22 protein-coding genes are annotated in these 17684 nt (G+C 42.0%); 19 read left to right on the top strand and 3 right to left on the bottom strand.

Translation table 11 applies throughout. The annotated features are described in order from the left end of the window. Positions 1 to 4: 4 nt before the first annotated feature. Genes gtfA through asp5 form a run of 4 tightly spaced genes read left to right on the top strand, consistent with a single transcriptional unit; the run spans position 5 to position 3256 of the window. Positions 5 to 1516 carry an accessory Sec system glycosyltransferase GtfA gene (gtfA, locus tag WKI23_RS07085; RefSeq protein WP_368079421.1) on the top strand — a complete coding sequence of 504 codons (1512 nt, stop codon included), beginning with the start codon at positions 5 to 7 and terminating at the stop codon, positions 1514 to 1516. Next, a complete protein-coding gene (gene gtfB, locus WKI23_RS07080; RefSeq protein WP_368079420.1) occupies positions 1509 to 2846 on the top strand; it encodes an accessory Sec system glycosylation chaperone GtfB in 1338 nt (445 codons plus the stop codon). Before gtfA ends, gtfB begins: the two co-directional genes overlap by 8 nt. Position 2847: 1 nt before the next feature. Beyond that, positions 2848 to 3027, top strand: a complete 180-nt coding sequence (asp4, locus tag WKI23_RS07075; protein ID WP_001287962.1) for an accessory Sec system protein Asp4 — start codon at positions 2848 to 2850, stop codon at positions 3025 to 3027. A gap of 4 nt (positions 3028 to 3031) precedes the next feature. Further along, a complete protein-coding gene (gene asp5 / locus WKI23_RS07070; RefSeq protein ID WP_000569974.1) occupies positions 3032 to 3256 on the top strand; it encodes an accessory Sec system protein Asp5 in 225 nt (74 codons plus the stop codon). 50 nt (positions 3257 to 3306) lie between these two features. Here asp5 and WKI23_RS07065 read toward each other — a convergent pair whose 3' ends face one another. After that, complete coding sequence (locus WKI23_RS07065) at positions 3307 to 4260, bottom strand: aromatic acid exporter family protein (RefSeq protein WP_368079419.1); 954 nt, start codon at positions 4258 to 4260, stop codon at positions 3307 to 3309. 173 nt (positions 4261 to 4433) lie between these two features. Continuing rightward, positions 4434 to 5639: a serine/threonine transporter SstT gene (sstT, locus tag WKI23_RS07060; RefSeq protein WP_050079233.1), complete on the bottom strand. Its 1206-nt coding sequence runs from the start codon at positions 5637 to 5639 to the stop codon at positions 4434 to 4436. A gap of 138 nt (positions 5640 to 5777) precedes the next feature. Here sstT and WKI23_RS07055 point away from each other — a divergent pair, with 138 nt between their 5' ends. The 13 genes from WKI23_RS07055 to WKI23_RS06995 all read left to right on the top strand — a co-directional run bounded on the left by WKI23_RS07055 (position 5778) and on the right by WKI23_RS06995 (position 15525). Beyond that, on the top strand, positions 5778 to 6338 hold the full coding sequence (locus tag WKI23_RS07055) for a mechanosensitive ion channel family protein (protein WP_368079418.1): 561 nt from the start codon (positions 5778 to 5780) through the stop codon (positions 6336 to 6338). A 57-nt stretch (positions 6339 to 6395) separates the two neighbouring features. After that, a complete protein-coding gene (locus tag WKI23_RS07050) occupies positions 6396 to 7304 on the top strand; it encodes a magnesium transporter CorA family protein (protein WP_368079417.1) in 909 nt (302 codons plus the stop codon). Positions 7305 to 7318: 14 nt separating this feature from the next. Continuing rightward, positions 7319 to 7846: a YqeG family HAD IIIA-type phosphatase gene (locus tag WKI23_RS07045; protein WP_368079416.1), complete on the top strand. Its 528-nt coding sequence runs from the start codon at positions 7319 to 7321 to the stop codon at positions 7844 to 7846. 2 nt (positions 7847 to 7848) lie between these two features. Next, positions 7849 to 8955: a ribosome biogenesis GTPase YqeH gene (yqeH, locus tag WKI23_RS07040; protein WP_368079415.1), complete on the top strand. Its 1107-nt coding sequence runs from the start codon at positions 7849 to 7851 to the stop codon at positions 8953 to 8955. 213 nt (positions 8956 to 9168) lie between these two features. Continuing rightward, positions 9169 to 9480, top strand: coding sequence for a ribosome assembly RNA-binding protein YhbY (yhbY, locus tag WKI23_RS07035; protein WP_000060171.1), 312 nt, complete (start codon positions 9169 to 9171; stop codon positions 9478 to 9480). 51 nt (positions 9481 to 9531) lie between these two features. Continuing rightward, positions 9532 to 10161: a nicotinate-nucleotide adenylyltransferase gene (locus WKI23_RS07030; RefSeq protein ID WP_368079414.1), complete on the top strand. Its 630-nt coding sequence runs from the start codon at positions 9532 to 9534 to the stop codon at positions 10159 to 10161. Further along, a complete protein-coding gene (gene yqeK, locus WKI23_RS07025) occupies positions 10161 to 10754 on the top strand; it encodes a bis(5'-nucleosyl)-tetraphosphatase (symmetrical) YqeK (protein WP_368079413.1) in 594 nt (197 codons plus the stop codon). Before WKI23_RS07030 ends, yqeK begins: the two co-directional genes overlap by 1 nt. Continuing rightward, a complete protein-coding gene (rsfS, locus tag WKI23_RS07020; RefSeq protein WP_368079412.1) occupies positions 10755 to 11108 on the top strand; it encodes a ribosome silencing factor in 354 nt (117 codons plus the stop codon). A gap of 109 nt (positions 11109 to 11217) precedes the next feature. After that, complete coding sequence (locus WKI23_RS07015; RefSeq protein ID WP_368079430.1) at positions 11218 to 11958, top strand: class I SAM-dependent methyltransferase; 741 nt, start codon at positions 11218 to 11220, stop codon at positions 11956 to 11958. Positions 11959 to 11967: 9 nt separating this feature from the next. Then, positions 11968 to 13065, top strand: coding sequence for a nucleotidyltransferase (locus WKI23_RS07010; protein ID WP_368079411.1), 1098 nt, complete (start codon positions 11968 to 11970; stop codon positions 13063 to 13065). Between the two features lie 131 nt (positions 13066 to 13196). Continuing rightward, positions 13197 to 13451 carry a type II toxin-antitoxin system Phd/YefM family antitoxin gene (locus WKI23_RS07005; protein WP_368079410.1) on the top strand — a complete coding sequence of 85 codons (255 nt, stop codon included), beginning with the start codon at positions 13197 to 13199 and terminating at the stop codon, positions 13449 to 13451. A 3-nt stretch (positions 13452 to 13454) separates the two neighbouring features. Beyond that, positions 13455 to 13709 (top strand): Txe/YoeB family addiction module toxin, encoded by a 255-nt coding sequence (locus WKI23_RS07000; RefSeq protein WP_368079409.1) that lies wholly within the window; start codon positions 13455 to 13457, stop codon positions 13707 to 13709. Between the two features lie 202 nt (positions 13710 to 13911). Further along, positions 13912 to 15525 (top strand): ribonuclease Y, encoded by a 1614-nt coding sequence (locus tag WKI23_RS06995; RefSeq protein ID WP_000404936.1) that lies wholly within the window; start codon positions 13912 to 13914, stop codon positions 15523 to 15525. A gap of 70 nt (positions 15526 to 15595) precedes the next feature. On the opposite strand, the gene WKI23_RS06990 is transcribed toward WKI23_RS06995, so the two are convergent. Continuing rightward, positions 15596 to 16423 (bottom strand): DUF4839 domain-containing protein, encoded by an 828-nt coding sequence (locus WKI23_RS06990; RefSeq protein ID WP_368079408.1) that lies wholly within the window; start codon positions 16421 to 16423, stop codon positions 15596 to 15598. Positions 16424 to 16659: 236 nt separating this feature from the next. Between WKI23_RS06990 and gmk the strand changes: the two genes are divergently transcribed. Then, positions 16660 to 17286, top strand: coding sequence for a guanylate kinase (gene gmk / locus WKI23_RS06985; RefSeq protein WP_000775041.1), 627 nt, complete (start codon positions 16660 to 16662; stop codon positions 17284 to 17286). A 24-nt stretch (positions 17287 to 17310) separates the two neighbouring features. Beyond that, the gene (rpoZ, locus tag WKI23_RS06980; protein WP_000979235.1) at positions 17311 to 17625 is read left to right on the top strand and encodes a DNA-directed RNA polymerase subunit omega; all 315 of its coding nucleotides are present in this window, start codon (positions 17311 to 17313) and stop codon (positions 17623 to 17625) included. Positions 17626 to 17684 lie beyond the last annotated feature (59 nt).

Below are 17684 nucleotides of genomic sequence, written 5' to 3'. Positions count from 1 at the left end.
ATATATGACAATTTATAATATAAATTTAGGCATTGGTTGGGCTAGTAGTGGTGTTGAATATGCCCAAGCATACCGTGCTGGTGTTTTTCGGAAATTAAATCTGTCCTCTAAGTTTATCTTTACAGATATGATTTTAGCCGATAATATTCAGCACTTAACCGCCAATATTGGCTTTGATGATGATCAAGTGATTTGGCTCTATAATCATTTTACAGATATCAAAATTGCACCGACTAGCGTAACAGTGGATGATGTCTTGGCTTATTTTGGTGGTACCGAAAGTCGTAGAGAAAAGAATGGGAAGGTCTTGCGTGTCTTCTTTTCTGACCAAGATAAGTTTGTCACCTGTTATTTGGTGGATGAGAACAAGGACTTGGTTCAACATGCAGAGTATGTCTTTAAAGGAAAACTGATTCGTAAGGATTACTTTTCTTATACGCGTTATTGTACCGAATACTTTGCTCCCAAGGACAATGTTGCAGTCCTATATCAACGGACCTTCTATAATGAAGACGGGACTCCAGCCTATGATATCTTGATGAATCAAGGGAAGGAAGAAGTTTATCGTTTCAAGGATAAGATTTTCTATGGGAAACAAGCTTTTATGCGTGCCTTTATGAAATCCTTGAATTTGAACAAGTCTGATTTGGTCATTCTGGATAGAGAGACAGGCATTGGACAGGTTGTGTTTGAAGAAGCACAAGTAGCGCACCTAGCGGTAGTCGTTCACGCGGAGCATTATAGTGAAAATGCTACAAATGAGGATTACATCCTTTGGAACAACTACTATGACTATCAGTTTACCAATGCAGATAAGGTTGACTTCTTTATCGTATCAACTGATAGACAAAATGAAGTTCTACAGGAGCAATTTGCCAAATATACTCAGCATCGTCCAAAGATTGTTACTATTCCTGTAGGAAGTATTGATGCATTAACTGAGTCAAGTCAGGGACGTAAGCCATTTTCATTGATTACGGCTTCACGTCTTGCCAAAGAAAAACACATTGACTGGTTGGTCAAGGCAGTCATTGAGGCTCATAAGGAAATACCTGAATTAACCTTTGATATTTATGGTAGCGGTGGAGAAGATTCTCTCCTTAGAGACATTATTACAACTCATCAGGCTGAGAATTATATCCAACTCAAGGGGCATGCGGAACTTTCGCAGATTTATAACCAGTATGAGGTCTACTTGACGGCTTCTACCAGCGAAGGATTTGGTTTGACCTTGATGGAAGCTGTTGGATCGGGTCTACCCCTAATCGGTTTTGATGTGCCTTATGGTAATCAGACCTTTATAGAAGATGGGAAAAACGGTTATTTGATTCCAAGTTCATCTGACCATGTAGAAGACCAAATCAAGCAAGCTTTTTCAACTAAGATTTGTCAACTGTATCAAGAAAATCGTTTGGCGGATATGCGTGCCCATTCTTACCAAATTGCAGAAGGTTTCTTAACCGAAGAAATTTTAGAAAAGTGGAAAAAAACAGTAGAGGAGGTGCTCCATGATTGAACTTTATGATCGTTATAGTCAGGAAAGTCGAGATTTACATGAAAGTCTAGTGGCTACTGGTCTTTCCCAACTTGGAGTAGTCATCGCTGCAGATGGTTTTCTGCCTGATGGTCTGGTTTCTCCTTTTACCTATTATCTAGGTTACGAGGATGGAAAACCTCTCTATTTTAATCAAGTTCCTGTTCCAGCTTTTTGGGAAATTTTAGGAGATAATCAGTCTGCTCGTATTGAAGATGTGACGCAGGAGAGAGCTGTCATTCATTATGCTGATGGAATGCAGGCTCGCTTGGTTAAGCAAGTAGACTGGAAAGACTTGGATGGTCGAGTACGCCAGGTTGACCACTACAATCGCTTCGGAGCGTGCTTTGCTACAACGACCTATAGCGCAGATAGTGAGCCGATTATGACAGTGTACCAAGACGTCAATGGTCAGGAAGTTTTACTTGAAAACCATGTGACGGGTGATATCTTATTGACCTTACCTGGTCAGTCCATGCGTTACTTTGCAAATAAGGTTGAATTTATCACCTTCTTTTTGCAAGATTTGGAAATAGATACCAGTCAGCTTATCTTTAATACCTTAGCGACTCCTTTCTTGGTTTCCTTCCATCATCCAGATAAATCTGGATCAGATGTTTTGGTTTGGCAGGAACCTCTTTATGATGCCATTCCGGGCAATATGCAGTTGATTTTGGAAAATGATGATGTGCGTACTAAGAAAATCATCATTCCAAATAAGGCGACTTATGAGCGTGCTTTAGAGTTGACTGACGAGAAATACCATGATCAGTTTGTGCACTTGGGTTACCATTATCAGTTCAAACGTGATAATTTCCTAAGACGAGACGCCTTAATCTTGACCAATTCCGATCAGATTGAGCAAGTGGAAGCGATTGTAGAAGCCTTGCCTGATGTTACCTTCCGTATTGCAGCGGTGACAGAGATGTCTTCTAAGCTCTTAGATATGCTTCGCTATCCTAATGTGGTCCTTTACCAGAACGCTAGTCCACAGAAGATTCAAGAACTGTATCAATTGTCGGATATTTACTTGGATATAAACCACAGTAATGAGTTGCTACAGGCAGTGCGTCAGGCCTTTGAGCATAATCTCTTGATTCTTGGATTTCATCAGACGGTGCACAATAGACTCTATATCGCTCCAGACCATCTATTTGAAAGTAGTGAAGTTACTGCTTTGGTTGAGACCATTAAATTGGCCCTTTCAGATGTTGAACAAATGCGTCAGGCACTTGGCAAACAAGGCCAACATGCAAATTATGTTGACTTGGTGAGATATCAGAAAACCATGCAAACTGTTTTAGGAGGCTAACATGTCAGAGGAAGATTTATTTTACAAAGACGTTGAAGGTCGCATGGAAGAGTTGAAACAAAAACCCATCAAGAAGGAAAAAGAAACTCGAGGGGAAAAGATTAGTAAAACTTTTTCACTCTTACTGGGTTTGATGATTCTGATTGGTTTGCTCTTTACTTTGCTGGGGATTTTGAGGTAGGCCTATGATTGAAATACTGATTGTTTTAGCTATTGTCCTATCTCTTGCTTTGATTGTATTGGTAACCATACAACCCCGTCAAAATCAACTATTTTCCATGGATGCCACCAGTAATATTGGTAAACCAAGTTACTGGCAGAGCAACACCTTGGTTAAGGTTCTCACTTTATTGGTGAGTTTGGCCTTATTCGTTTTACTATTAACCTTTATGGTGATTACTTACAAATAAAAGAAAACTTCAGAGATTCACCTCTTGTGATTGGTCTGAAGTTTTCTTTTTTACTGTCCATATTTTTTGTAAAAATTAACTTTCACTTGGATGAAGGTTTTGGCTTCGCGTAGAAGTTGAAGAAGGGTGGCGCGGGTTTCAAATTCTTCTCTTGTCTTGGGTAGACTGCGGTTGCGAAAGACTTCCAAATAGAGTTCAATTTCATCTAGTAAATCAGAAGCAGGATTGGTCTGGCTCAGTTGACCTGCAATTTTTGAAAAGAGTTGGGCCAAAATCAGGCTTTCACTGGCAGCTAGGTGACAGGTATTGATCTGCTGGGCCATGTTTCTCAGGATACGACTTTGTCGCTGTCTCATCTCAAAGTAGTGGATATGGTAATCAGTCTGGTGAAAGAGGTGGTCAGAGTGATCCAAATAGACCAGTCTGAGTGATTCTTCTAAAAGGATGTCTAATTCTTCTACTAACTGTGCTCGGTTACGTCCGTCCCCTCTGGATAAATAATATTTAAAGCGCTGGAGGATATCTTTTAACTTTTCTTCGACTAGCACGTGATAGTGCTGGATTTCTTCTTCTCGGGAAGGCATGTAGAGATTGACAAGTAAGGCAAATCCTGTACCGATTGCAAAGAGAAGGAATTCATTGACTAGAAGGTCTGGAGAGGTTGACTCTTGAACCAAGAGATGGCTCACCAAAACAGTGCTTGGTGTGATGCCAATTTCCCAGCCCATCTTGTAGGCTAGAGGAACGTAGAGGGCCAGGTAGATACCAAGGCTCCAGATATGAAATCCGCTCAAGTGAAAAGCTAAAACCCCAATAGCCAGAGCTAGAAGCATAGAAAAAAGACGATTGCGGGCTAGTTTTAAGGTACTTCTACGAGTATCAGATAGGCTCAAGAGAGCGATAATTCCGGCCGAAACTGCGGAAGAAAGATTGAGAAAATAAGCAAGAAGACAGGCAAGACAGGTAGCTAAGATGAGTTTAGTCGTACGTTGGCTAATAGACATAAGAATTTCCTGATAATACTCAATGAAAATCAAAGAGCAAACTAGGAAGCTAGCCGTAGGCAGTACTTGAGTACGGCAAGGCGAAGCTGACGTGGTTTGAATTTGATTTTCGAAGAGTATAAGTTAGAATAAAAGAGCAAAAGACAAAACCTGAGCAGGCTTGTCTTTATGCCTTATTTTTTACGGGCTGCTGCGTATTCGGCAACAGCAGTAAAGAGAACGTCTGTAGAAGAGTTGAGGGCTGTTTCGCATGAGTCTTGGATGACCCCAATCACAAAACCAACTCCGACAACTTGCATGGCAATATCGTTAGAAATACCGAAAAGGCTACAAGCAACTGGGATAAGAAGGAGGGAACCTCCAGCAATACCTGAAGCACCGCAGGCTGAGATAGCTGCTACCACACTGAGGACAAAGGCTGTCGCAAAGTCAACAGGAATTCCAAGAGTGTTAACTGCAGCAAGGGTCAAAACGTTAATGGTAATCGCTGCCCCGGCCATGTTGATAGTAGAACCGAGTGGGATAGAAACAGAATAGGTATCTGGGTTTAGCCCAAGGTCATGGCAGAGTTTCATGTTGACAGGAATGTTAGCTGCAGAACTACGAGTGAAAAAGGCTGTCACACCGCTGACACGAAGGCAGTTCCAAACTAGAGGGTAAGGATTGCGTCTCATAAAGAAGAAGGCGATCAAAGGGTTGACCACAAGGGCAACAAAAAGCATAGTCGTTACTAATAGAACCAATAAAATACCGTAGTTGGCAAGGCTTCCGATTCCCTTGTCAGAAATGGTTTTAAAAACAAGACCAAGGATTCCAAATGGAGCCAGGTTGATGATCCATTCGACGATTTTAGAAGTCACGTCAGCGATAGTTTTTAGCAATTCTTTACTATTTTTGCTGGCCTCTCTCATGGCAATCCCGAAAACAACCGCCCAAGATAGGATACCGATGTAATTGGCAGTAATGAGAGCATTGACTGGATTGTCAACCAGTTTGAGCAAGAGGTTGCTGAGGACCTGCCCAATCCCATCTGGTGGAGCAATTTCAGTATTGGCACTATTTAGAGTAATTTCAATAGGGACGATGAAACTAGCTACAACAGCTACAAGAGCAGCGGCAAAAGTTCCTAGGATATACAAGAAAACAACAGTTTTCATATTGCTATCTTGCCCCTTTTGGTGTTGGGATAGTGCATTGGCAACGAGAGCAAAGACTAGGATAGGAGCAACAGCTTTTAGACCTCCGACGAATAAATCCCCGAGTAGCCCAATTCCTGAGAGATTAGGAAGGGTCAGTCCTAGGATTCCCCCACAAAGCATACCAATCAAGATACGCTTGACAAGGCTTGCCTTATTCCAAGCATGAATGATTCTTTTCATAATAATCTCCTTTTTGTGTAGTGATTATGATTATAGTATAAATGATAGACAAAATCAAGAATTTTCTGTCTATTTTTTGAATATTTATGGAGAATGAGACTGATGAAAATATGGTATAATGAAATAAAGGAGTTTTATATGCAAGAATTTATTCAAGCTTATATTGAAAAGCTAGATGTGACAACCATTATCGAGAATATTCTAACCAAGATCATTTCTCTTTTACTGCTTTTGATTGTATTTTATATTGCTAAAAAAATGCTTCATACCATGGTGCAGAGAATTGCCAAACCTTCTTTAAAAATGTCTCATCATGATGTCGGGCGCCAAAAAACCATCTTACGTTTACTAGAAAATATGTTTAATTATACGCTGTATTTCTTTTTACTTTACTGCATTTTATCGATTTTAGGCTTGCCTGTATCTAGTTTGCTGGCTGGAGCTGGGATTGCTGGGGTGGCGATTGGGATGGGAGCCCAAGGCTTTCTATCTGATGTCATCAATGGCTTTTTCATCCTCTTTGAACGGCAACTGGATGTGGGAGATGAGGTCGTTCTGACAAATGGCCCCATTACTGTATCGGGCAAGGTCGTCAGCGTGGGAATTCGTACGACCCAGCTTCGTAGTGAGGAGCAAGCCCTTCACTTTGTCCCTAACCGAAATATCACAGTTGTTAGCAATTTCTCACGCACAGACTAGACCTGTTATTTTAAGTAATTTGTGGTACAATAGAGAGAGTTTGGTAAAGGAGAAAAGATGGTTTTAGAAAAGCAGTTGGGCAATGGTTGTACCTGGATAGACCTAGACCTCGGAAAGTTGAATAAACTAGAAGACCTTTCTGAAATTTACGGTTTGGACAAGGAAACCATTGAGTACGCACTGGATAGGAATGAGCGCGCCCACATGGACTACCACCGTGAAAGTGGGACGGTTACCTTTATCTATAATGTCCTAGATGTGAAAAAGGACAAGGCCTACTATGAGACTTTTCCCATGACCTTTATCGTGGAACATCGTCGCCTGATTACCATTAGTAATACCAAGAACGCCTATGTCATTGAACAAATGACCCGTTATCTGGAGAGTCATGACACGCTTTCGATTTACAAGTTTCTCTTTGCCAGTCTGGAAATTATCAGTAATGCCTACTATCCTGTCATCGAGCAGATGGATAAGAGTAAGGACGAGGTTAATGGCCTCTTGCGTCAGCGAACGACTAAGAAAAACCTCTTTGCCCTGTCTGACTTGGAGACTGGTATGGTTTATCTGACGGCAGCTGCCAAACAAAATCGGATTTTGTTGGAGCATATTCAAGGTCATGCCTTGTATCGTAGTTTTGATGAGATTGAGAGAGAGCAGTTTGATGATGCCATGATTGAGGCTCATCAGCTGGTATCCATGACAGACCTAATCTCTCAGATTTTACAGCAACTTTCAGCATCTTACAACAACATCCTAAACAATAATCTGAATGACAATTTGACAACCTTGACTATCATTTCAGTCTTGCTAGCTGTTTTGGCAGTCGTGACAGGCTTTTTCGGAATGAATGTTCCGCTACCTTTAACAGATGAGCCCCATGCTTGGCTCTATATCAGCTTGGCAAGTGCAGGTTTGTGGATTGTCCTATCATTGTTGCTAAGGAAAATTGCGAAAAAAAGTTAAGAAAAGGAGCCAGAATGGCGATTGAAAACTATATGCCAGATTTTGCTGTGGAAGCAGTTTATGATCTGACAGTCCCAAGCCTGCAGGCGCAGGGAATCAAGGTTGTTTTGGTCGATTTGGACAATACCCTCATTGCTTGGAACAACCCTGATGGGACGCCAGAAATGAAGCAATGGCTACATGATCTCCGTGATGCGGGCATTCGCATCATTGTGGTCTCAAATAACACCAAAAAACGAGTTCAACGAGCAGTTGAGAAATTTGGGATTGACTACGTTTATTGGGCTCTGAAACCCTTCACATTTGGGATTGACCGTGCCATGAAGGAATTTCACTATGAGAAAAAGGAAGTGGTCATGGTTGGCGATCAGCTCATGACCGATATACGAGCAGCCCACCGTGCGGGCATTCGCTCAATTTTGGTCAAGCCCTTGGTCCAGCACGACTCGATCAAGACGCAGATTAACCGAGCTCGTGAGCGCCGTGTGATGCGAAAAATCACTGAAAAGTACGGACCGATTACATATAAAAAAGGAATTTAATTATGGAAGAAATTCTCTGTATTGGTTGTGGAGTAACCATTCAGACGACAGACAAGGCTGGTCTTGGTTTTACCCCCCAGTCGGCACTTGAAAAAGATTTGGAGACTGGCGAAGTCTATTGCCAACGCTGTTTCCGTCTCCGCCACTACAATGAAATCACAGATGTCCAGTTGACGGATGATGATTTCCTCAAGCTCTTGCACGAGGTGGGAGACAGTGATGCATTGGTAGTCAATGTCATTGACATTTTTGATTTTAATGGCTCTGTTATCCCAGGTTTGCCACGTTTTGTATCGGGCAATGATGTCCTCTTGGTTGGAAATAAAAAAGATATCCTGCCCAAGTCAGTAAAACAAGGTAAGATTAGCCAGTGGCTCATGGAACGTGCCCACGAAGAAGGGCTTCGTCCAGTCGATGTCGTCTTAACTTCAGCACAGAATAAGCACGCCATTAAGGAAGTTATTGATAAGATTGAACACTACCGTAAGGGTCGTGATGTCTATGTGGTTGGTGTAACCAACGTTGGAAAATCAACCCTTATCAATGCTATTATCCAAGAAATCACGGGTGATCAGAATGTCATTACGACTTCGCGTTTCCCAGGGACAACCTTGGACAAGATTGAGATTCCGCTTGACGATGGCTCTTATATCTACGATACACCGGGAATCATCCATCGTCACCAAATGGCTCATTACTTGACTGCTAAAAATCTCAAGTATGTCAGCCCTAAAAAGGAAATCAAGCCAAAAACCTATCAGCTTAATCCCGAGCAAACCCTGTTTCTAGGTGGTCTTGGACGCTTTGACTTCATTGCAGGAGAAAAGCAAGGTTTCACAGCCTTCTTTGACAATGAATTGAAATTGCATCGTACCAAGCTAGAAGGAGCGACTGCCTTTTACGACAAGCACGTCGGAACTCTTCTGACACCACCAAATAGCAAGGAAAAAGAAGATTTTCCAAAACTCGTCCAGCATGTCTTTAACATCAAGGACAAGACAGACCTAGTCATCTCAGGGCTAGGCTGGATTCGCGTAACAGGCACCGCCAAAGTCGCCGTCTGGGCACCCGAAGGCGTCGCCGTCGTTACACGAAAAGCAATTATTTAAACACAGAAAGGAAAGGGTTATCTGAATTTGGGCGAGCAGGGCGAGCCCATAGAGAATACTTTTCGCCGTGGTGTCAGTTGGTACAAGTGCTTGTACCAACTGCGGAAAATTTGAGACCTTAGGCTCAAATTTTAGTCATGAAAGTCCGAAGGACTTTGCTGACGTCCGTCACCACTTCAGAAAAGTATAAAAAGAAACTCTTTTAAAGAAATTATGTCATTAACATCAAAACAACGTGCCTTCCTCAACAGTCAGGCACACACCCTCAAACCCATCATCCAAATCGGAAAAAATGGACTCAACGACCAAATTAAAACCAGCGTTCGTCAAGCTCTTGACGCTCGTGAATTGATCAAGGTAACTCTTTTACAAAACACAGATGAAAATATCCATGAAGTAGCTGAAATTTTGGAAGAAGAAATCGGTGTGGATACAGTCCAAAAAATCGGACGCATCTTGATTTTGTATAAACAATCCAGCAAGAAAGAAAATCGCAAGATTTCTAAAAAAGTCAAAGAGATCTAAAAAAACTACTCCAAACAACTGTTTTTACAGAGAAATAAAGGAGACTAGCCTATGGCAATCGAATTATTGACTCCCTTTACCAAGGTAGAGTTGGAGCCAGAAATCAAGGAGAAAAAACGCAAGCAAGTCGGGATTTTAGGGGGAAATTTTAACCCCGTTCACAATGCCCATCTGATCGTTGCGGACCAAGTACGCCAGCAGTTAGGACTGGATCAAGTTCTGCTCATGCCTGAATACCAACCTCCTCATGTGGACAAAAAAGAAACCATTCCTGAGTACCATCGTCTCAAAATGCTTGAATTGGCGATAGAGGGGATTGAAGGTCTGGACATTGAAACTATTGAGTTGGAGCGTAAGGGTATTTCCTACACCTACGACACCATGAAAATCTTGACAGAGCAACATCCAGATACGGATTACTACTTCATTATCGGTGCGGATATGGTGGACTATCTGCCTAAGTGGTACCGTATTGATGAGCTGATCGATATGGTTCAGTTTGTTGGGGTTCAGCGCCCACGCTACAAGGCAGGGACTTCCTATCCTGTTATCTGGGTGGATGTGCCTCTCATGGATATCTCGTCCAGCATGGTGCGGGACTTCCTTGCCCAAGGTCGAAAACCTAACTTTCTCCTACCTCAGCCGGTGCTAGACTACATCGAGAAGGAGGGGCTCTATTGATGGCCTATCAAGACTATATCAACTGCTCCCGTGAGGCTTTGTTGGAAAAAATGGCAGAGCTTCTACCTGAAAAACGCTTAACCCATTGCTTGGGTGTGGAGCGTGCAGCCATAGAACTGGCCCAGCGATTCGGTGTGGATACTGAGAAAGCAGGTCTTGCAGGGCTCCTTCATGATTATGCTAAAAAGCTGTCAGATCAGGAATTTCTAGACTTGATTGACCGTTACCAATTAGACTCTGACCTTAAAAACTGGGGCAATAATGTCTGGCATGGCATGGTTGGTATCTACAAGATTCAAGAAGATTTGGATTTGCATGATCCAGAAATCCTGCGAGCTATTGAAATCCATACAGTCGGGGCTGGTCAGATGACCGACCTAGACAAAGTCATCTACGTTGCAGACTATATCGAGCATAATCGTGCCTTTCCTGGAGTGGATGTGGCGCGTGAGATTGCAAGTTTCTCACTTAATAAGGCAGTGGCCTACGAAACAGCTCGTACTGTGGAGCATCTAGCTCATCAGGGATTACCTATCTATACCCAAACCCTTGAAACCTATAACGCCTTTGTGCACTATTTGAAAGAGGACTAAATGAACGAAAAAGAATTACTAGAACTAGTCGTGAAAGCGGCTGATGAGAAACGTGCGGAGGATATCCTCGCACTTGATGTACAAGAATTGACCAGCGTGACGGACTACTTTGTTATCACTAGCTCGATGAATAGCCGTCAGTTGGACGCTATCGCGGATAATATCCGTGAAAAAGTAGCGGAAGCTGGTTTTAAAGGTAGCCATGTTGAAGGCGATGCAGCAGGAGGCTGGGTTTTGCTGGACCTCGGTGCTGTCGTTGTGCATATCTTTTCAGAAGAAATGCGTGACCACTATAACCTAGAGAAGCTATGGCATGAGGCGGATTCAGTAGATATTTCAGAAGCTCTTGCTTAGAAGACGAACTCAGTTGTAGTCAACTGGGTTTCTTTGCTTATTTTAGAAAATTGGATAGAAAGGTATAGGGCGAGTGGTGTTTGCCATGGAGGCTCTTGGTATCATGATTATGGCAACTTATGAAACCTTTGCGGCGGTCTATGATGCGGTCATGGATGATAGTTTATACGATAAATGGACGGATTTTTCGCTTCGTCATTTGCTTAAGACCAAGGAGAGAAAGAAACTCTTAGAATTGGCTTGTGGGACAGGTATCCAGTCTGTACGATTTTCTCAGGCAGGTTTTGATGTGACTGGACTTGATTTGAGTGCGGATATGTTGAAGATTGCTGAAAAGAGAGCGACATCGGCCAAGCAAAAGATTGCTTTTATAGAAGGCAATATGCTGGATTTGTCCAAGGCAGGTCAATATGATTTTGTCACGTGTTACTCGGACTCAATCTGCTACATGCAAGATGAGGTAGAAGTAGGGGACGTCTTTAAGGAAGTGTACAATGCGCTTAATGAAGACGGAGTTTTCATCTTTGACGTGCACTCGACCTATCAGACAGATGAAGTATTCCCTGGCTATTCCTACCATGAAAATGCGGAAGATTTTGCCATGCTTTGGGACACCTATGAGGACGAAGCTCCTCACTCCATCGTGCATGAGTTGACCTTCTTTATCAAGGAAGCGGATGGTTCCTTTAGTCGCCACGATGAAGTGCATGAGGAGCGGACCTATGAGGTCTTGACCTATGATATCTTGTTGGAACAGGCTGGATTCAAGTCTTTCAAACTCTTTGCGGACTTTGAGGACAAAGAGCCTACAGAAACTAGCACCCGTTGGTTTTTTGTCGCGCAGAAGTAGGAGATTATCATGACCATCACAGGTATTATCGCGGAGTTCAATCCTTTTCATAATGGCCATAAATACCTGCTGGATCAGGCTGAGGGATTGAAAATCATAGCCATGTCTGGGAATTTCATGCAGCGTGGAGAGCCTGCTATCGTGGACAAGTGGACTCGGGCCCAGATGGCGCTGGAAAATGGAGCGGATCTGGTAGTGGAATTGCCCTTTTTAGTCAGTGTTCAGGCGGCAGATTTCTTTGGCCAAGGAGCTGTGGATATCTTGGATTGTTTAGGCATTGATACTCTAGCCTTTGGGACGGAGGAAGTTCTGGACTACCAGAAAATTGCTAACTTATACACAGAGCAGGGGGCTGAGATGGAGAAATTTGTGGAAAATCTGCCTGATTCCCTCTCTTATCCCCAGAAGACCCAGGCCATGTGGAAGGAATTTGCAGGGCTTGATTTTTCTGGCAATACGCCCAATCATGTTCTTGCTTTGGCCTATGCTAAGGCGGTTGCTGGGTACAACATCAAACTTCATCCGATTCAGCGTCAGGGGGCGGGTTACCATTCTGTGGACAAGGATGTGGACTTTGCCTCAGCGACAGCTCTTCGTCAGCACCAGAAGGACCAAGATTTCCTAGAACGTTTTATGCCTTCTCTTGCCCTTTTTGAGCAGGCTAGTAAGGTGAGCTGGGAAAATTATTTTCCTCTGCTCCGCTATCAAATCTTGTCAAATCCAGACCTAACAACCATCTATCAGGTCAATCAAGAAATGGCTGTACGCATCAAGGATGCCATCAAGACAACCCGGTCTGTTGACGAATTGGTCGAGGCGGTTGCCACCAAACGTTACACCAAGGCGCGTGTCAGACGCCTCTTGACCTATATCTTGGTACAGGCTAGAGAAAGTGATTTGCCAGAAGGTATCCATGTCCTTGGCTTTACCGAAAAAGGCAGACAACACCTCAAATCTCTGAAAGCGCAGGTTAATTTAGTCAGCCGAATTGGCAAAGAAGCTTGGGATGCTATGACTCAAAAGGCAGACCAGATTTACCAACTAGGAAATCCAAGTATAGCAGAGCAGAATTTTGGAAGAGTGCCGATAAGAATAGAAACAAACTAAGTCTACTGAAAGGTAGGCTTTTTGAGATTTTTTACGAATAAATAGATAGAAAAGAAAATCTTGTACAAGTTCCTGACAATTTCTTTCTTTTCGTGTATAATAGTGGAAAAGAGGTAAAACGAGGTATGGTTATGGAAGCAGTTCTTTACTCAACATTCCGAAATCATTTAAAGGACTACATGAAGAAAGTAAACGATGAATTTGAGCCTTTGACGGTGGTCAATAAAAATCCAGACGAGGACATTGTAGTCCTTTCAAAGAGCGAGTGGGATAGTATTCAAGAAACTCTGAGAATCGCTCAAAATAAGGAACTATCTGACAAGATCTTGCTAGGAATGACTCAAGTTCGTGCTGGAAGTACTCAGGTCCATGTTATTGAGGAGTGAGGAATGCTGCTCAAGTTTACAGAAGATGCCTGGGCAGATTATTGCTACTGGCAAAATCAGGACAAGAAAACGTTAAAAAGAATCAACAAGATAATCAAGGATATTCAACGCGCTCCATTTACAGGAATTGGTAAACCAGAACCACTCAAGTATGACTACCAAGGAGCCTGGTCACGGCGTATTGATGCAGAAAATCGCTTGATCTATATGATGGATGGAGATAGCGTGGCTTTCTTGTCCTTCAAAGATCATTACTAAGTCTACTGCAAAGTAGGCTTTTTCTCAAATCTTTACTAAACTAGGATTTCTAAGAAATAAGGATTGCACAGATATATTTTAGTAAAATAAACTCCAATTTCCCCAAAACATATTCTATTTTAGGTTTGTTTAAATTCTTTTTTTATGGTAGAATGTAAAAGAATGTATGTCATTCGGAATAACAATAAAATGAGGTAAAAACATGGAAATCATGTCGCTTGCGATTGCTGTTTTTGCCGTCATCATTGGTTTAGTCATTGGATATGTCAGCATCTCAGCCAAGATGAAATCATCTCAGGAAGCTGCAGAGTTGATGCTTTTAAATGCTGAACAAGAAGCAACTAATTTACGTGGACAAGCTGAGCGTGAAGCGGATTTACTGGTTAATGAAGCCAAACGTGAAAGCAAGTCTCTTAAAAAAGAAGCACTATTGGAGGCCAAAGAAGAAGCCAGAAAATACCGTGAAGAAGTGGACGCTGAATTCAAATCAGAACGTCAAGAACTCAAACAAATCGAAAGTCGTTTGACAGAGAGAGCTACAAGTCTCGACCGTAAGGACGACAATTTGACGAGTAAAGAACAAACACTTGAACAAAAAGAACAAAGTATTTCTGATAGAGCGAAAAACCTTGATGCGCGTGAAGAGCAATTAGAGGAAGTCGAAAGACAAAAAGAAGCAGAACTAGAGCGTATTGGTGCTCTGTCTCAGGCAGAAGCACGAGATATTATCTTGGCTCAGACAGAGGAAAACTTGACCAAGGAGATTGCCAGCCGTATTCGTGAAGCTGAGCAAGAGGTCAAGGAACGTTCTGACAAAATGGCCAAGGACATCTTGGTTCAAGCTATGCAACGTATTGCTGGTGAATATGTAGCAGAGTCAACAAACTCAACAGTTCATCTGCCAGACGATACTATGAAGGGACGCATTATTGGTCGTGAAGGTCGTAACATTCGTACCTTTGAAAGTTTGACAGGGGTTGATGTGATTATCGACGATACCCCAGAAGTGGTGACCTTGTCAGGATTTGACCCGATTCGTCGTGAGATTGCACGTATGACTATGGAAATGTTGCTCAAAGATGGTCGTATCCACCCAGCTCGTATCGAAGAGTTGGTTGAGAAAAACCGTCAAGAGATTGACAATAAGATCCGTGAATACGGTGAGGCTGCTGCCTATGAAATTGGTGCACCAAACCTTCATCCAGACTTGATGAAAATCATGGGACGTTTGCAGTTCCGTACTTCATATGGACAAAATGTCTTGCGTCATTCTATCGAAGTTGCTAAGTTGGCTGGTATCATGGCCAGCGAACTTGGTGAAAATGCGGCTCTTGCCCGTCGTGCTGGATTCCTTCACGATATCGGGAAAGCTATTGACCGCGAGGTTGAAGGTAGCCACGTTGAAATCGGTATGGAATTGGCCCGTAAGTACAAGGAACATCCGGTTGTGGTTAATACGATTGCTAGCCACCACGGTGATGTCGAAGCAGAAAGCGTCATTGCAGTGATCGTCGCTGCGGCAGATGCCTTGAGTGCAGCCCGTCCAGGTGCTCGTAGTGAGTCTCTTGAAAGCTACATCAAGCGTCTTCATGATTTGGAAGAAATTGCTAACGGTTTTGAAGGAGTGCAAACTAGCTTTGCCCTTCAAGCAGGACGTGAAATCCGCATCATGGTCAATCCAGGACAAATCAAGGACGACAAAGTCACAATCTTGGCTCACAAAGTTCGTGAGAAAATTGAAAACAATCTCGATTACCCTGGAAATATCAAGGTAACCGTGATTCGCGAACTGCGTGCAGTAGATTATGCTAAATAATAAAAAACTGAGGTCAGTGCAATCTGACTTCAGTTTTTTTGAATAAATTATTTGAAAATAATTCGTTATATTATCGAGGTGAAACTTCAATTGGAGATAGGTAGACTAAATCTTGAGTGGAGTTATAGTTTCCAATTTGTGCTTTTATATGTACATTTTGGCCTTTAGAAATATTTTCGCCATTAAAAGAGTTGAAAGCGGCGTTAGAAACTGTTGTTATATTTACAAATTTAAAGTTTGGTCCCGAAGGTGCTTGTTCTGCTCCTAAGTAATTTCCGCCATAAATAAGCATATCGAATTTTGTTTTGTAATTTTTATAGTGTGCAATATCTGCTATGTGTCCATCAAATTCGATGATTTGACCTTTATATTTTTGAATGAAATTTGTTATGGTGCTTGAGTTATCAGTCTGCAATAGTGCTTTAAATTCCTCATTATTTTCAGTCATGATTACAGCTGATTGAGCTGGACTTGTTGATGAGTATTCGGTAGAACTTGATGAGGTACTAGTTGAACTAGAGGAAATAGATGTAGAACTTTGTGATGTAGATGATGCCTCATTTGTTTTTTCGACGGATTTTTCCACAATGGAACTAGTTTCTGTAGATGTAGAAGTAGGAACAGAAGTTGACTTATCTGAGTTTCCTCCAAATAGCACCAACAAAAGAATAATAAATATTACAGCAACACCAATTAAATATGGAATTAGTTTTTTTACCTTCAATTCCAGTGGGCTTAATGGTGTAATTTCAACCTCAGCTTCTTTTTCAAAAAAACCAAATACTCCAGCATTTCCTTCTTCAATAATATTGATTTTAACCTCATTTTTTTTAAGATTGAGTTCATACAAGCCATTTTCAATAGCTTCATCAACGTTTTTTCCTTTATAAATTGGCATAAAACTCTTCTTTTATATTAGTAGTTTCATTATCTCTTAAATGGAATAAAAAGGCAAGTCTTTTTTAAGGGGGCTACCTTGTATAAATCATAGATTATGCTAAATAAATAAGAAAGAGCAGTTGAAAAATTACTGCTTTTTTGTTACACTAGATAGAAAGACTGTAAAGGATAATCTGGCTTTTTGCCATTATTCTAGAGAAATGTTATTTCACAGACTGACTAAAAGGAGACACAATGGCAGACCGAGGCTTACTAATCGTTTTTTCTGGTCCTTCAGGGGTTGGGAAAGGAACGGTTAGAAGAGAGATTTTTGAGAGTTCTGAAAACCAATTTCAATACTCTGTATCGATGACGACGCGCGCACAACGTCCTGGAGAAGTGGACGGTGTTGACTATTTCTTCCGTACTCGTGAAGAGTTTGAAGAGCTGATTCGTCAAGGACAGATGTTGGAATACGCGGAATATGTCGGCAACTACTATGGAACTCCTCTGACCTACGTCAATGAAACCTTAGACAAGGGAATCGATGTTTTCCTTGAAATTGAAGTTCAGGGCGCTCTTCAGGTCAAGAAAAAGGTTCCAGATGCTGTCTTTATCTTCTTGACACCACCAGATTTGGATGAATTGCAAGATCGTTTGGTAGGACGTGGAACAGACAGTGCAGAAGTGATTGCCCAACGAATCGAAAAGGCCAAGGAAGAAATTGCTCTCATGCGTGAGTATGATTATGCGATTGTCAACGATCAGGTGCCTCTAGCTGCTGAACGTGTCAAACGTGTGATCGAAGCAGAACACTTCCGTGTGGATCGTGTCATTGGTCACTATCAGGAGATGTTACCAAAATCTCCAACTACTCGATAAAATTTAGAAAATAGGTACAAGCAAATGATGTTAAAACCCTCTATTGATACCTTGCTTGACAAGGTTCCTTCAAAATATTCACTCGTAATCTTGGAAGCAAAACGTGCCCACGAATTGGAAGCAGGTGCGCCAGCAACTCAAGGTTTCAAGTCTGAAAAATCAACTCTTCGCGCTTTAGAAGAAATCGAATCAGGAAACGTTACAATTCACCCAGACCCAGAAGGAAAACGTGAAGCAGTGCGTCGCCGTATCGAAGAAGAAAAACGCCGCAAAGAAGAAGAAGAAAAGAAAATCAAAGAGCAAATCGCTAAAGAAAAAGAAGATGGTGAAAAAATTTAAGGTTGGGGGGACTCAATCTTATTTTTTCTATTACAAGAATGTACTGACAAGGAGGAGGT

Source organism: Streptococcus pseudopneumoniae (genome assembly GCF_038148955.1).
Lineage (GTDB): Bacteria > Bacillota > Bacilli > Lactobacillales > Streptococcaceae > Streptococcus > Streptococcus pseudopneumoniae_T.
This window is presented reverse-complemented; position numbering and strand designations above follow the sequence as displayed.